Origin of the sequence: Pseudomonas sp. DL (assembly GCF_047199225.1) — a bacterium.
Classification (GTDB): Bacteria; Pseudomonadota; Gammaproteobacteria; order Pseudomonadales; family Pseudomonadaceae; genus Pseudomonas; species Pseudomonas aeruginosa.
The window spans coordinates 5,487,293-5,501,579 of sequence record NZ_CP178323.1 but is presented as its reverse complement, the minus strand read 5'-3'; the positions used below and the strand labels follow the sequence as shown (position 1 = coordinate 5,501,579).

The window sequence follows — 14,287 nt, the reverse complement described above, 5'->3', positions numbered from 1 at the left end:
GGCTGCAGTTTTTCGAAATCCATAGGAGAAACCGCAATGAAATTCAGCAAACTCGCTATTGCCGCTGCTACTGCCACTGCTCTGAGCTTCTCGATGGCCAATGCGTTCGCTGCCCAGCCCATCAGCCTGGCGGCCAACGACACTATGCAGAAAACCGAAGAAGCGGTTTCCGATACCTGGATCACCAGCAAGGTGAAATCCAGCCTGATCGCCAACAAGAATGTCAGTGGCGTCGATATCAAGGTCGAGACCAACAAAGGTGTGGTTTCCCTTTCCGGCAACGTGAAGAGCGATGCCGAGCGTGACCTGGCGATCGAGACCGCCAAGGGCATCAAGGGCGTGAAAGCCGTTTCCGCCGATGGCCTGAAATCGGTCGAGTAAGCGCCCGGGCCGAACGATCCCTTTTCCCTCGTCACCAGGAGGAAGACCGATGAATTCCGATGTGATCAAAGGTAAGTGGAAGCAACTCACCGGCAAGATCAAGGAGCGTTGGGGCGATCTGACCGACGACGATCTCCAGGCTGCCGACGGACATGCCGAATACCTGGTCGGCAAGCTGCAGGAACGCTATGGCTGGTCCAAGGAAAGGGCCGAACAGGAAGTTCGCGACTTCAGCGACCGCCTGTGAGCACGTAGAAAGAAGCCCCGCCGGGATAGATTGCCCGGCGGGGCTTTTTCATGGGCGCTGGATTCAGTCGCCGCGCCGGCTCTGGATGGCGCTGAGGCGGTTGCCCTCGAAACGGACGAAATACAGCATGCCGTTCCATGGGCCATAGACCCATTCCTGGACCTCGACCTCGTAGCGCTTGCCCCATTCCCCGACGACCTCGCGATAACCCAGGCTGTCGCGGCTGCGTGGCTCGCCGCAGCGCGCAAGGACGTCGGCGCTGCTGTCGCCGGTACTCACCAGGCGGCTGCCGCAACGCAGCGAATCGGCCTGAGCATGTGCCAACGGCAGCAGGGACAGCAACGCCACCAGCCCGGTGCGCGGAAGCGAGCGATTCAACGCTTGAACTCGATGCGTTTCAGCTTGTTGGCTTCGAAGGTCAGGATGTAGGTCACGCCGTTGCGCGGGCCGTACACCCACTCCTCGACCTTGAATTCCCGCCGATCGTAGCTGCCCAGGGTATAGCCGACGTCGTCGCGGTGATCCGGATCGCCGCACTTTTGCTGTACTTCGAAGGCCCGGTCGCCGACGCTGACCAGCGCACTGCCGCAACGCATGGTGTCGGCCTGCGCGCTCGCGCAGGCAAGGTAGAGCAGGGGGGCCGCGAGGGCGGCGAATCGCTTGTGCAAGGTATCACTCGCTATCCAGGTGCAGTTGGGTGTCGACATTACCCTTGTCTTCGCCTTCGGCGAAACTGACGTCGATCAAGTAGATGCGATCGTCCGGCAACTGGCCTTTCTCCACCAGGTAATCCTTGATCCGGGTGGCCCGGGCCTGGCCGATCTGGCGCAGCAGCACCTGGCTCTTGGCCCAGGAAGCGATCACCGCTTCGCGCATCTTCGCGGTGCGTTCGTCGCTGTCCAGTTCCTTCCACTCGGCCGGTGGCTGCTGCTTCAGGCGGGTCCGGTAGATGCCTTCGAGCAGCGGTGCCTGCATGTTCTCCGGCACCTCGAGCTGCTTGGCGTCGCTCGGTACCTTGTCGCCGCGACGCTGGAGCATGCGGTAGTAGGTGTTCTGGTATTCCAGTTCGAGACGCTTGGCGCCGATCGAGGGACCGTCAGCCGCGGCGGAGGCCACGCCTTCCACTTCCAGGCGCAGCGCCGGCCGCTCCTTGAGCGCATCGGCGAGCTTGTCGAGGTTGGCCTGGGCTTCTGGCGTCAGCTCGTCGCTGCCCGCGGCGAAGGGTACCGTGCCGAGATCCTCGTTACCGCCGGCGGCGAGGCCGGCGATGAACTTGAACGGCGCCTGCACGGCGCGCAGGACCAGGTTGCGCAGGGTCTGCCAGACGATCGGCATGACGCTGAACTCCGGGTTGTTCAGGTCGCCGGCCACCGGCAACTGGATATCGATGTTGCCCTTGGTGTCCTTGAGCAGGGCTACCGCCAGCTTCACCGGCAGGTCCACGGCATCCGGGCTATCGACCTTCTCGCCGAGTTGCAGGCCTTCCAGCAGGACCTTGTTTTCCGCCTTCAGTTGGCTGCGTTCGATCTGGTAGTGCAGGTCCAGGTTGAGTCGCCCCTTGCGGATGCGGTAGCCGGCGAACTTGCCGGAATAGGGCGTCAGGGTGGTCAGCTCGACGCGCTTGAAGCTGGTGGTGATGTCGAGCTTCTTCAGCGGGTCGAATGGGTCCAGTTCGCCGGCGATGGTCACCGGTGCGTACTTGTCGACCTTGCCCTTGATGTCCACCTTGGCCGGCTGCGAGTTGCGCGTGTCGAGGGTGCCGACTTCGCCGCTGAGCTGCTGGATGGCGGTACCGAACGGCGGCATCAGGGTCAGGTCGGCGAAGTTCGCCGAGCCGTTGTTGATCCGTACGCCGCCGATGTGGATGCCCAGCGGCTTGCTCGCCGGCGCGTTCTTGCTTTCGGCGGCGGCCTTGCCGGACGAACTACCCGGTTGCGGGATGATCAGCTCGCTGACGTTGGTGCTGCGATCTTCGTTGATGATGAAGCGGGCGTAGGGCTCCTCGAAGGACACGCTCTGGATCGACAGGCTGTCCTCGTGCCGATAGGCGAGGCCGTTGAGGGTCAGCTTGGTCCATTTGACGAAGTCGCGGTCCTTGATGGTATCCAGGGTATGCAACTGGCTGACTTCGGCGCTGCCGTCGACGCTGAAGGCCAGCGGCTCGACGCTCTTCAGGTCGACCGCCAGCTCGCTGCCAAGGAAGCCGCTGCGCAGTTCCAGGCGGATGAACGGCGAGATGTAGGCCTGGGCCACGCGCAGGTCGATGTCGCGGGTACTGACCTTGAGCCTGGCGCTGACCGGGTCGAGCACCACCTGGCCGCTGGCCTGGACCTGGCCGCGGTTGCCGAGGCCGGTCTTGAGCTTGAGGTCGAAGGGGGTCTTGCCGAGGCTGTCGACGTTCTGCAGGTCGAGGTCCAGCGGGCCGACTTCCAGCGGGACCTCGGTGGCCGGCTGGCGATCCACCAGGTGCGCCTTGTAGCCGCGCAGCTGGGCGTCGCGCAGGACGATGTGCCAGGGCTTGGCGGGCGTCTCCGCGGCGGCTTTCGTACTTTCCGGCGGAGGCGTCTTTGCAGTGCCGGCGAGCTGTTGCGGCTTGTCGTTGGCCGCCTTGTCGATCTCCGCAGTCTTGGCCGTTTCCTGCCCGGTTGCCTTGCCGGTCTTCGGAGCCTCGCTCGTCTCTTGCTTGGCTACTTTTTTATCGGCAGCGCCGCCTTCCGCGGCCTTGGCGGACTCTTTGTCGTCCGTTGCCCTTTTCGTCTCGGCGACGCTGGTGCCCTTCTCCGCCGGCCTGTCCTTGCCCGCTTCGCCCGAGGCTATCGCGGCTGCCTTGGCGGCACCGTCGGTTGCCGGTTCGCGGGTGGTCTGCGCCGCGTCGGCCGGGGCAGCGGCGGGATCGGTGTTTTCCGCCGGCTTGGGCGCAGGCGCCTTGCGTGGCGGCGGAGTGAAGTCGGCGAACAGTTTCTGCCAGTCGAGCTGGCCGTCCTTCTCGCGCGCGGCCCAGGCTTCCAGGCCCTGGCTACGGACTTCGCCGAGCACCACTTCCTGCTTGGCCAGGTCCAGGGTGGTAGCGGCCACGTCGAGGCTGGCGAGCTTGGCCAGCGGCTTGCCCTGAGGCGAATTGATGCTGAAGTCGGCGAGTTTCAGCGCGGCCTTGTCGAGCAGCAGTTGGGTGTCCTTGGACAGGTCCAGGCGATAGTCGCTGGAGAGGCTGACCACGCCGTTCTCCAGCACCAGCGGGGCATTGTCGCGGACATAGGGCCACCAGGCCTTGAGCTGGATATCCTTGACGCTCAGGTGGCCCCTGGACGTGATCGGCACCAGGGTCAGGTCGCCTTCCCAGTCGAGGCGGCCGCCGTTCGGGCCGGTGGCGACCAGGGTCATCTTCGCGCCGTCGTCGGGCAGGGTGCTGAGGTTGTGCAGCTCGAAGCCCAGCGGATCGAAGCTGAAGTCCACCGGCTCGCTCGGTCGCAGGTCCTGGAAGTGCAGGCTGCCCTCGGCCAGTTGGATGCGGTCGATGCGCAGCGGGAACGGGTCGCTCGGCTGTTCAGGCTCGGGCGATTCGCTCGGCGGGATCCTGAACAGGCTGGCCAGGTTGAGCTGGCCCTTCTCGTCGAACAGCAGTTCGGTATGCGGACCTTCCAGCTCGACGTCGGCCAGGTGCAGCTGGCGTTTCCACAGGCTGTCCAGCTGCAGGTTGGCGTACAGCCGGCGGAAGGCGAGCTGGGGGTTCTTCTCCTCGCCCAGGCGCAGACCCCAGAGGGTCAATTCCAGGCTGAAGGGGTTGAATTCGATACGTTCGAGATGTGCGGGGACGGTGGCGTATTGCGCCAGTTGCTGGTTGGCGACGCGCAGCCCGATGCCGGGTATGAGCAGAAAGCCCAGCAGGCAATAGACGAGGAAGGTGATCAGCAGGGCGCTGACAGCGCGTTTCAGTCCTTTGGGCATGGCTCTCTTTCGTTTTCCGTTCTAAGCGGTGCGTTGGAGTATGGCACGGCCTCAAGGTTCCGACCGTGATTCGCGCCGTTTCAGAGCCTTTGGACGGGTATTCTTGCTGTCACGGCACGAAAGTTCAGTGGCTCACCGGCGGCAGACCCATGCGCCGGCAGGCTCGATGCATCGAAGCGTTGCGCACCGCCCAGCGCAGCAAGGGTACGCTGCGCCTGACGCTGCCGCGGATCAGGCGGCGTTGCAGCGGACTGAACGGGAGGTCGAGCAACGATCCGGCCCATTCCGGCAACAGCTCGGCGCCTGCGCGCAGCATCAGCGCGCCGAACGGCCTGGCCAGGGTGCTGGGCGCTGGTGCGTTGAAGAGAATCCGCACCACTTCGCGGGTGCGTTCGTCGCAACGCAGGCGTGGACGCATCGCCTCCAGGTAGGCGGCGATCTGCTGGCGGTCGCGCGGTACCGCGCGGGCGCCGAGGCGTTCGGCGACCAGGGCGATTTCCGAGTAGTAACGGTCCTGCTCGCTGCCCGGCAGGTCGGGATTGAGATAGCGCAGGTAGGACTTGAGAAAGCTGCTGACCTCGGCGACATGCACCCAGGTCAGCAGGTCCGGGTCGCTGGCGGAGTAGGGCGTGCCGTCGGGCAACTGGCCGATGACGCTTTCGTGGATGCGCCGGACCCGCTCGATCAGTCGCTCGGCATCGGCCAGCGGGCCGTAGGTGGTGGCCGAGATGAACTGACCGGTGCGACGCAGGCGCCCGAGCAGGTCGTCGCGGAAATTGGAGTGGTCCCACACCCCCGCCAGGGCCAGCGGATGGAGCATCTGCAGGAGCAGCGCGCCGATGCCGCCGATCATCATGCTGCTGAAGTCGCCGTGGACCTTCCAGCAGGCGGCATCGGGGCCGAACAGGCCCGGATCGCCTTTCGGCGACTCGAAGTCGACACCGCCGACGGCGAGCCCGGTAAGGCTCAGCACCTGGCTTTCGATATGGCGACGGACGCTTTCCATGGGGGGCTCGCTACGACAGGGCAGGCACGAGCTTAACCCAGGCGCCGGAGAGACTGGAACCGTCCCGCGCCGCAGGGCGGCGGGACGGTTGCGCGGGTCAGCGGTTGAGGCGGTTGTCGATCAACCCCTGCACCACTCCCGGATCGGCCAGGGTCGAGGTATCGCCGAGACTGTCCAGCTCGTTGCAGGCGATCTTGCGCAGGATACGCCGCATGATCTTGCCGGAGCGGGTCTTCGGCAGGCTGGGCGCCCATTGCAGGTGATCCGGCTTGGCGAAGCTGCCGATCTCCTTGCCGACCAGGGCCAGCAATTCCTGTTGTAGCGCCTCGCTGGGCTGACTGCCGGCCATCAGGGTGACGAACGCGTAGATGGCCTGGCCCTTCACGTCATGCGGGCAGCCGACCACTGCCGCCTCGGCCACCGCATCGTGCAGGACCAGCGCGCTCTCGACCTCGGCGGTGCCGATCCGGTGTCCGGAGACATTGATCACGTCGTCGACCCGGCCGGTGATCCAGTAGTAGCCGTCCTCGTCGCGGCGCGCGCCGTCGCCGCTGAAGTAATACCCGGGGTAGGGCTTGAAGTAGGTGTCGATCATCCGCTGGTGGTCGCCGTAGACGCTGCGGATCTGACTCGGCCAACTGGCCTTGATCGCCAGTACGCCGCTGCCCGCGCCGTCGATTTCCTTGCCTTTCTCGTCGAGCAGCACGGGTTGCACGCCGAAGAACGGGCGGGTAGCCGAGCCTGGCTTTAGCGCAGTGGCGCCGGGCAACGGGGTGATCAGGATGCTGCCGGTCTCGGTCTGCCACCAGGTATCGACGATGGGGCAGCGCTTCTCGCCGACCACCTGGTAGTACCACTCCCAAGCCTCCGGGTTGATCGGCTCGCCCACCGAGCCGAGCAGGCGCAGGCTGCTGCGCGAGGTCTGGCGGACCGGGGCGTCGCCTTCGCGCATCAGCGCGCGGATCGCGGTCGGCGCGGTGTAGAAGATATTCACCTGGTGCTTGTCGATCACCTGCCAGAAGCGCGAGGCGTCCGGGTAGTTGGGCACGCCCTCGAACATGAGGGTGGTGGCACCGTTGGCCAGCGGGCCGTAGACGATATAGCTGTGTCCGGTGACCCAGCCGACGTCGGCGGTGCACCAGTAGACGTCGCCATCGTGGTAGTCGAACACGTACTTGTGGGTCATCGCCGCGCCGAGCAGGTAGCCCCCGGTGGTGTGCAACACGCCCTTCGGCTTGCCGGTGCTGCCGGAGGTATAGAGGATGAACAGCGGGTCCTCGGCGTCCATCGCTTCCGCCGGGCAGTCGGCTGAGGCCGCGTGGAGCGCCTCGTGGTACCAGATGTCGCGGCCTTCGACCCAGGGTATGTCGCCCTGGGTGCGCTCGACCACCACCACGGTAGAGACGTCCGGGCAGTCCTTCAGTGCCTTTTCCACATTCTGCTTCAGCGGGATGTACTTGCCGCCGCGCACGCCCTCGTCGGCGGTGATCACGGTGCGGCAGTCGGCATCGAGGATGCGGTCGCGCAGCGAGTCCGGCGAGAAGCCGCCGAACACCACCGAGTGCACCGCCCCGATACGGGCGCAGGCGAGCATGGCGTAGGCGGCCTCGGGAATCATCGGCATGTAGATGCAGACCCGGTCGCCCTTTTCCACGCCGCGGCTCTTCAGCACGTTAGCCAGGCGGCAGACGTTGTGGTGCAGCTTGCGGTAGGTGATGTGCGCGGATTCGCTGGGGTTGTCGCCTTCCCAGACGATCGCGATCTGTTCGCCGCGGCGTTCCAGGTGGCGATCGATGCAGTTGTAGGCGACGTTCAACTGGCCGCCCTTGAACCAGGTGGCCTGGCCTTTCCTCAGGTCGCCGTGGTGGACGCTGTGCCAGGGCTTGAACCAATCGAGGAAGGCCTTGGCCTGCTCGCCCCAGAACTCGTCGGGGTTCTCGACGGATTGGCGGTACAGGCGCTGGTAGTCGTCGTCGTTCAGGTAGGCACGCTGGCGGACGGCGTCCGGCACCGGGTGGACGCTGATCTCGAACATGGCGGTTTCCTTTGTTTTTCTGCTCCGCAAGGTGTCGAGAGACCGCACGCGGCCCCTCTCCAGGTTCGACCAAGGGTGGGCCAGGCGAGAGCCATGTTCAAGTGCCAAAGGCGCGAGCGGGGAAGGCGCCGGGGTCAATCGCCGGACGGAATGAAAAAGCCCGGCCTAGGGCCGGGCTTTGGGGAGAGGCGGATCAGCCGCGATGGCGGCCGCGGAAGAAGTCGATCAGGCCTTGGGTCGAGGCGTCCTCGGCCGGGGTTTCCTCGCTGCCGACCAGGCGCGAATAGACACCCTTGCCGAGTTCCTTGCCAAGCTCCACGCCCCATTGGTCGAAGGCGTTGATGCCCCAGAGGATGCTCTGTACGTAGACCTTGTGCTCGTACATGGCGATCAGCGCGCCGAGGCGGCGGGCGCTGATGCGCTCGACCACCAGGGTGTTGCTCGGTCGGTTGCCCGGAATCACCTTGTGCGGCGCCAGGCGCTGCACTTCGGCTTCCGGCAGGCCCTTGGCGCGCAGTTCGGCCTCGGCCTCCTCGCGGCTCTTGCCGAGCATCAGCGCCTGGCTCTGCGACAGGCAGTTGGCGTACAGCCACTGGTGATGGTCGGCCACCGGGTTGTAGCTGCTCACCGGGACGATGAAGTCCGCCGGGATCAACTGGGTGCCTTGGTGCAGCAACTGATGGTAGGCGTGCTGGCCGTTGCAGCCGACACCACCCCAGATCACCGGCCCGGTGCCGCTGGTGACCGGCGTGCCGTCCTGGCGCACGCTCTTGCCGTTGGATTCCATGTCCAGTTGTTGCAGGTGGTCGGTGATATTCCGCAGATAGTAGTCGTAGGGCAGGATCGCGTGGCTGTTCGCGCCCCAGAAGTCGCCGTACCAGACGCCGAGCAGGCCGAGCAGCACCGGGATGTTGCGTTCGAACGGCGCGGTCTGGAAGTGCTGGTCCATGTTGTAGGCACCGGACAGCAACTCCTTGAAGTTGGAGATGCCGATGGACATGGCGATCGGCAGGCCGATGGCCGACCACAGCGAGTAGCGGCCGCCGACCCAGTCCCACATGGGGAAGATGTTTTCCTCGCGGATGCCAAAGGCGATCGCGGCCTCCTTGTTGCTGGAGACGGCGATGAAATGGCGGTAAAGCTCTTCCTCGGTGCCGCCCTGGGCCAGGTACCAGGCGCGTGCGGCCTGGGCGTTCTTCAGGGTTTCCAGGGTCCCGAAGGACTTGGAGGAAACGATGAACAGGGTGGTCTCGGCGTTCAGGCGGCTGGCCAGTTCATGGAACTCGCTACCGTCGATGTTCGCCAGGTAGTGGCAGCGCACGCCTTTCTGGGCGAATGGCAGCAAGGCTTCGGATACCAGTTGCGGGCCGAGGAAGGAGCCGCCGATGCCGATGTTCACCACGTCGGTGATCGGCTTTTCGGTATAGCCGCGCCACAGGCCGTTGTGCACGTAGCCCACCAGCTCGGTCATCTGGTGCAGGACGCGGTGGACTTCCGGCATCACGTCGACGCCATCGACCAGCACCTTGTCGCCGATCGGTCGACGCAGCGCGGTATGCAGTACCGGCCGGCGCTCGGAGGCATTGATCGCCTCGCCGTCGAACATCGCCCGGATCGCGTCGCTCAGCCGTGCTTCCTCGGCCAGCTTCACCAGCAGGTCGATGGTGTCCTGGCGAATCAGGTTCTTCGAGAAGTCGAGGAACAGCCCACAGGCGCTGAAGGAAAACCGCTTGAAGCGCTCCGGATCGTCGATGAACGCCTGGCGCATCCTGAAGTCCTGCAGTTCCTGGCGATGGGCGGCCAGGGCGCGCCAACTGTCGAGTTGCGTGGCATCCAGCGGAGTGAGGTGGTGCTTCATGGCTGACCTTCTGGTTGGAATTCGATGGCGCACTTATTTGAACATGAAAAAGCCCGGATGAAACCGGGCTTTATCCAGAGAGGGCGAGGTCAGGCGACCTGTATCGGAATCGCCTCGCTGGTATGGCTGAGCTGGTTGCCCGGCGCCATGTACAGCATGCGCGGCTTGTGGCTGGCCAGTTCGGCTTCGCTGTAGTGTGCGTAGGCGCAGATGATCACGCGGTCGCCGACCTTGGCCTTGTGTGCCGCGGCGCCGTTCACCGAGATCATCTTCGAGCCGTTCTCGGCGCGGATCGCATAGGTGGTGAAGCGCTCGCCGTTGTCGACGTTGTAGATCTGGATCTGTTCGTACTCGCGGATTCCGGAGAGGTCCAGCCAATCGCCGTCGATGGCGCAGGAGCCTTCGTAGTCGAGGACGGCATGGGTGACTTCGGCGCGATGCAACTTGGCTTTGAGCATTATGGCGTGCATGGGGCGACTCCTATCGGGTCCGCGGGGGGCGGCAGAGTATGGCGAGTCCGTGGTGAGCGCTCAAGCCCCCGGGAACCGGGGGCTCGGCATGCGTCAATCGAGGTGGACTGAGAGGTTGTCGATCAGCCGCGTGCTGCCCAGGTAGGCGGCGGCCAGGATCACCAGTTGGCGGTCGCCGGGTACCCCGGGGCGCAGGCTGATCGGCTCGCGGATTTCCAGGTAGTCGGGGCGCAGCCCGGCCTGTTCCAGGGCCTGGCGGGCGTCGGCGAGCAATGCCGGGAAGTCCTCGCCGCCGGCGCGGATGCGTTCGCCGAGCTGCCGCAGGGTGCGGTAGATCGCCGGGGCGGCGGCGCGCTGCTGCTCGTCGAGGTAACCGTTGCGCGAGGACAACGCCAGGCCATCGGCGGCACGCACCGTCGGCTCGCCGAAGATCTGCACCGGCAGGTTGAGGTCGCGGACCAGCTTGCGGATCACCGCCAACTGCTGGAAATCCTTTTCGCCGAACAGCGCGAGGTCCGGCTGGACCATGTTCAGCAGCTTGCTGACCACGGTCGCCACGCCTTCGAAATGGCCGGGACGACTGGCGCCGCAAAGGCCTTCGGAGACGCCGGGAACATGGATGCGGGTCTGCCCGTCCATGCCGTCGGGGTACATTTCCTCGACGGTCGGGGTGAACAGCAGGTGGCAGCCGGCTTCGAGCAGGCGTTCCTGGTCGGCTGCGAGGGTCCGCGGGTATGTGTCGAGGTCTTCGCTGGGGCCGAATTGCAGCGGGTTGACGAAGATGCTGACGACCACGAAGTCGGCGCGTTCGCCGGCTTTCTTTACCAGCGCGGCATGGCCGGCGTGGAGGTTGCCCATGGTCGGCACGAAGCCGATGCGCTTGCCTTCGCTGCGGGCGCGCGCCACCGCGGCGCGCAGTTCACGGACGGTCTTGACGGTGTTCATGCGTTGAATCCGTGTTCGGCGGCGGGGAAGGACACGTCCTTGACGGCGCGGACATAGGCCGCGATGGCGGCCGGGATGCTCTCCTGGCCTTGCATGAAATCCTTGACGAACTTGGGCGAGCGGCCGGTCAGCGAGAGACCGAGCATGTCGTGCATGACCAGCACCTGGCCATCGGTCGCCGCACCGGCGCCAATCCCGATCACCGGGATCTTCACCGCCTGGGTGATCTCTTCGGCCAGCACGCTGGGCACGCACTCCAGCAGCAGCATGGCGGCGCCGGCCTGCTCCAGGGCGATGGCATCGGCGCGCAACTGGCGCGCCTGGGTTTCCTGGCGGCCCTGGACCTTGAAGCCGCCGAACAGGTTGACCGCCTGCGGGGTCAGGCCGAGATGCGCGCAGACCGGCACGCCCATCTGTGCCAGGCGGGCGATCGGCTCCGCCAGCCAGGCCCCACCCTCCAGCTTGACCATGTGTGCGCCGGCCTGCATCAGGCGGACCGCGTCGGCAAGGGTCTGGGCCACGGAATGGCTGGATTCGAAGGCCAGGTCGGTGACGATCAGGGAACCTTTGTTACCGCGTTTCACGCAGGCCGTGTGATAGGCCATTTCCTCGTTGCTGACCGGCAGGGTGCTGTCGTGACCCTGCAATACCATTCCGAGCGAATCTCCGACCAGAAGCACGTCCACGCCGGCCTGGCTGGCGGTGTGGGCGAAGGTGGCGTCGTAGCAGGTCAGCATGGCGATCTTCTCGCCGCTCTGCTTCAACCCTTGCAGGGTGGTCAGGGTTACATCAGGCATGGAAAGGCTCCTCGGTGGGCCGGTGATGAGCCGGCGCGGGGCAAACGGCCACTTATAGTCCGGATGGGGTGGCTCGAAGTCAATTGCAGGTGTTACCGCATTGTTACGGCGTTACTGCCACTGCCGAACGCCGCGCTGCCTGCGGTTGCGCGCGCAGTGTACGCCCATCCGCGGCGTCCTTCGTCAGCTTTTCGGTAACAGTGTGAAGAGCCCGCCGCGAGGTATCCGCGCAGCGGCGGGCAGGCAGGGTCAGGCGCCCGGAAGGCGTTCGATGCCCTCGAACGGACAGGCCGCGAGCAGCTCCGGCAGGTGGCGGCCATCGGGCAGGCGCAGGTCGGGGGCGAGATCGGCGAGGGGATAGAGCACGAAAGCGCGCGCCTGCATGTGGTAGTGCGGCACCTTCAGGCGCGGCAGGTCGAGCAATTGTTCGCCGAACAGCAGGATGTCCAGGTCGAGCGTGCGCGGACCCCAGCGCAGGTCGCGGACGCGCCCCTGTTCCAGTTCGATGGCCTGCAGGGCGTCGAGCAGGTCGAGCGGCGCCAGGTTGGTGTCGAGGGCCGCCACGCCGTTGACGAAGCGCGGCTGGTCGGCGGGGCCGAGCGGGTCGCTGATATAGAGCGGCGAGACGGCGACCAGGCGGGTCTCGGGAAGCCGCTCGAAGGCATCGAGGGCAGCCTGGATCTGCTCGCGCGGTTCGGCCAGGTTGCTGCCCAGCGCCACGTAGACGCGCTGGATCATTCGCCGCTTCCGCCGCTGCCTTCCTTGCGCGGCCCGCGGCGCCGACGGCCGCTGTTGCCGCCGCGGCGACGCTTGCGCGGGGCGCTGCCGTCTTCCTGGCTGACCAGGTCGCGGATCATGTTGCGCCGCTCGCTGTCGCTGACTTCCTGGTAATCGGTCCACCATTGGCCGAGTCCTTCGGTTTCCTCGCCGGCACTTTCGCGCAGCAGGAGGAAGTCGTAGCCGGCGCGGAAGCGCGGGTTTTCCAGGAGCAGGTCGGCGCGCTTGCCCTGGCGTCGCGGCAGACGTTCCTGCATATCCCAGATCTCGCGGATCGGCAGGGTGAAACGCTTGGGAATGGCAATCCGCTGGCACTGTTCGCTGATCAGTTCGTGGGCGGCTTCCTGCATCGCCGGGATAGCCGGCATGCCTTTCTCCTGCAACTGCGCGACGCGCGCCGGCAGGGCCGGCCAGAGCAGCGCGGCGAAGAGGAAGGCCGGGGTTACCGGCTTGCCCTGGCGAATACGCGCATCGGTATTGGCCAGGGCCTGGCGGATCAGCTTGCCGGTGTAGTCGGGGTTGGCCTGCAGTGCCTTGGCGCTGGCCGGGAACAGCGGCGCGAACAGTTCGTACTCGACCAGCAGTTCGAAAGTGCGCTCGGCCCGGCCGGCGAGGAACAGCTTGAGCACCTCGTCGAACAGGCGCGCCGAAGGGATTTCCCGCAGCAGCGGGGCCAGCCGGCGAATCGGCGCGGCGCTGTGCTTCTCGATCTCGAAGTCGAGCTTGGCGGCGAAACGTACCGCCCGCAGCATCCGCACCGGGTCTTCCAGATAACGCTGCTCCGGATCGCCGATCAGGCGGATCAGGCGATTGCGGATGTCGTGAACGCCATTGGCGTAGTCCAGCAGCCGCTCGCTGGTGACGTCGAAGTACAGGGCATTGATGGTGAAGTCACGGCGCTGGGCGTCGTCTTCCAGGCTGCCATAGACGTTGTCGCGCAGGATGCGGCCGCTTTCGTTGCTGGACGCGCGGCTATCGCCATCGTCCTGGCCTTCCGGATGATGGGCGCGGAAGGTGGCGACCTCGATGATCTCGCGGCCGAAGTGCACGTGTACCAGTTTGAAGCGGCGGCCGATGATCCGCGCGTTGCGGAATTCGGCGCGGACCTGCTCCGGCGTGGCGCTGGTGGCGACATCGAAGTCCTTGGGAGCGATGCCGAGCATCTGGTCGCGTACGCAGCCCCCGACCACGTAGGCCTGGTAGCCGGCCCGCTGGAGGATCTCGACGACCTTGACGGCGTTCCGGCTGAACTGGTCCCGGCGCAGGGAGTGCTGGTTGTTACCGATGACTTCCGGGGTTGTACGGACGGCGCGCGGACGGCGCAGGGGGGAACGAATGGTCTGGATCAGCTTTTTCAGCATGGATGTGTTATCGGGAGCACGATGTGGGTGATTGCACGCCTGCGTTGCTCAAACAGGACGGACGTCGGGTAATGCTGCGGCATTATCAGGACCTCTCGGGCGAGGCGTGTTCTGTACCCGTTGAATGTTTGGCCCCGCGACGCACAGGGCGTCCCGGGCGCCGGAACCGACTGCGCCATGCATCCTGACAGAAACGAACAGGGGCCGTACATCCTGTTCCCGCGAAGCGGGAGAGGGCCGGGAAGGCTGCGGTGAATCTGGCAAGGCATGCGGATGGCCGCATAGTCTGCGCGGATTCTAGCATTGGATGGGGAAATGGTGTAAGGCGAAGGAAAAACGGGGAAAACGGAGGGAGGGGGTGAAGCTACTGGGGGAGCCGAAGCTCCCCCCCAAGTAGGTGCGTGCTTTGTTTTTATTATGATTTCGGGCTTGTTGTTTTTGTTTGTCGACCCGTCCCTTGAGCCA

13 protein-coding genes are annotated in these 14,287 nt (G+C 65.4%); 2 read left to right on the top strand and 11 right to left on the bottom strand.

From position 1 onward, the window contains the following. Positions 1 to 36: 36 nt before the first annotated feature. Both ACI766_RS25720 and ACI766_RS25715 read left to right on the top strand, forming a co-directional pair. Positions 37 to 381 carry a BON domain-containing protein gene (locus ACI766_RS25720; protein ID WP_003095177.1) on the top strand — a complete coding sequence of 115 codons (345 nt, stop codon included), beginning with the start codon at positions 37 to 39 and terminating at the stop codon, positions 379 to 381. A 49-nt stretch (positions 382 to 430) separates the two neighbouring features. Further along, positions 431 to 628, top strand: a complete 198-nt coding sequence (locus ACI766_RS25715) for a CsbD family protein (RefSeq protein WP_003095174.1) — start codon at positions 431 to 433, stop codon at positions 626 to 628. A gap of 63 nt (positions 629 to 691) precedes the next feature. On the opposite strand, the gene ACI766_RS25710 is transcribed toward ACI766_RS25715, so the two are convergent. The 11 genes from ACI766_RS25710 to ACI766_RS25660 form a co-directional block, all read right to left on the bottom strand. Continuing rightward, positions 692 to 1,006: a DUF2845 domain-containing protein gene (locus ACI766_RS25710; protein ID WP_003100526.1), complete on the bottom strand. Its 315-nt coding sequence runs from the start codon at positions 1,004 to 1,006 to the stop codon at positions 692 to 694. Further along, a complete protein-coding gene (locus ACI766_RS25705) occupies positions 1,003 to 1,296 on the bottom strand; it encodes a DUF2845 domain-containing protein (RefSeq protein ID WP_003100541.1) in 294 nt (97 codons plus the stop codon). The genes ACI766_RS25710 and ACI766_RS25705 overlap by 4 nt, the downstream gene beginning before the upstream one ends. A 4-nt stretch (positions 1,297 to 1,300) precedes the next feature. Continuing rightward, positions 1,301 to 4,573, bottom strand: a complete 3,273-nt coding sequence (locus ACI766_RS25700; protein WP_003116075.1) for a DUF748 domain-containing protein — start codon at positions 4,571 to 4,573, stop codon at positions 1,301 to 1,303. A 124-nt stretch (positions 4,574 to 4,697) separates the two neighbouring features. After that, on the bottom strand, positions 4,698 to 5,579 hold the full coding sequence (locus ACI766_RS25695) for an oxygenase MpaB family protein (RefSeq protein ID WP_023086673.1): 882 nt from the start codon (positions 5,577 to 5,579) through the stop codon (positions 4,698 to 4,700). Between the two features lie 97 nt (positions 5,580 to 5,676). Continuing rightward, on the bottom strand, positions 5,677 to 7,614 hold the full coding sequence (gene acs / locus ACI766_RS25690) for an acetate--CoA ligase (protein WP_003095161.1): 1,938 nt from the start codon (positions 7,612 to 7,614) through the stop codon (positions 5,677 to 5,679). Positions 7,615 to 7,807: 193 nt separating this feature from the next. Further along, entirely contained in the window at positions 7,808 to 9,472 is a 1,665-nt protein-coding gene (gene pgi / locus ACI766_RS25685) for a glucose-6-phosphate isomerase (protein WP_003100194.1), read from the bottom strand. An 89-nt stretch (positions 9,473 to 9,561) separates the two neighbouring features. Next, positions 9,562 to 9,942 (bottom strand): aspartate 1-decarboxylase, encoded by a 381-nt coding sequence (gene panD, locus ACI766_RS25680; RefSeq protein ID WP_003095150.1) that lies wholly within the window; start codon positions 9,940 to 9,942, stop codon positions 9,562 to 9,564. Between the two features lie 93 nt (positions 9,943 to 10,035). Continuing rightward, positions 10,036 to 10,887 carry a pantoate--beta-alanine ligase gene (gene panC, locus ACI766_RS25675; RefSeq protein ID WP_003163437.1) on the bottom strand — a complete coding sequence of 284 codons (852 nt, stop codon included), beginning with the start codon at positions 10,885 to 10,887 and terminating at the stop codon, positions 10,036 to 10,038. Beyond that, complete coding sequence (panB, locus tag ACI766_RS25670; RefSeq protein WP_003095147.1) at positions 10,884 to 11,684, bottom strand: 3-methyl-2-oxobutanoate hydroxymethyltransferase; 801 nt, start codon at positions 11,682 to 11,684, stop codon at positions 10,884 to 10,886. The genes panC and panB overlap by 4 nt, the downstream gene beginning before the upstream one ends. Positions 11,685 to 11,933: 249 nt before the next feature. Then, positions 11,934 to 12,422 carry a 2-amino-4-hydroxy-6-hydroxymethyldihydropteridine diphosphokinase gene (gene folK, locus ACI766_RS25665; RefSeq protein ID WP_003095144.1) on the bottom strand — a complete coding sequence of 163 codons (489 nt, stop codon included), beginning with the start codon at positions 12,420 to 12,422 and terminating at the stop codon, positions 11,934 to 11,936. Continuing rightward, positions 12,419 to 13,822 carry a polynucleotide adenylyltransferase PcnB gene (locus tag ACI766_RS25660; protein ID WP_003095142.1) on the bottom strand — a complete coding sequence of 468 codons (1,404 nt, stop codon included), beginning with the start codon at positions 13,820 to 13,822 and terminating at the stop codon, positions 12,419 to 12,421. The genes folK and ACI766_RS25660 overlap by 4 nt, the downstream gene beginning before the upstream one ends. Positions 13,823 to 14,287: the final 465 nt, after the last annotated feature.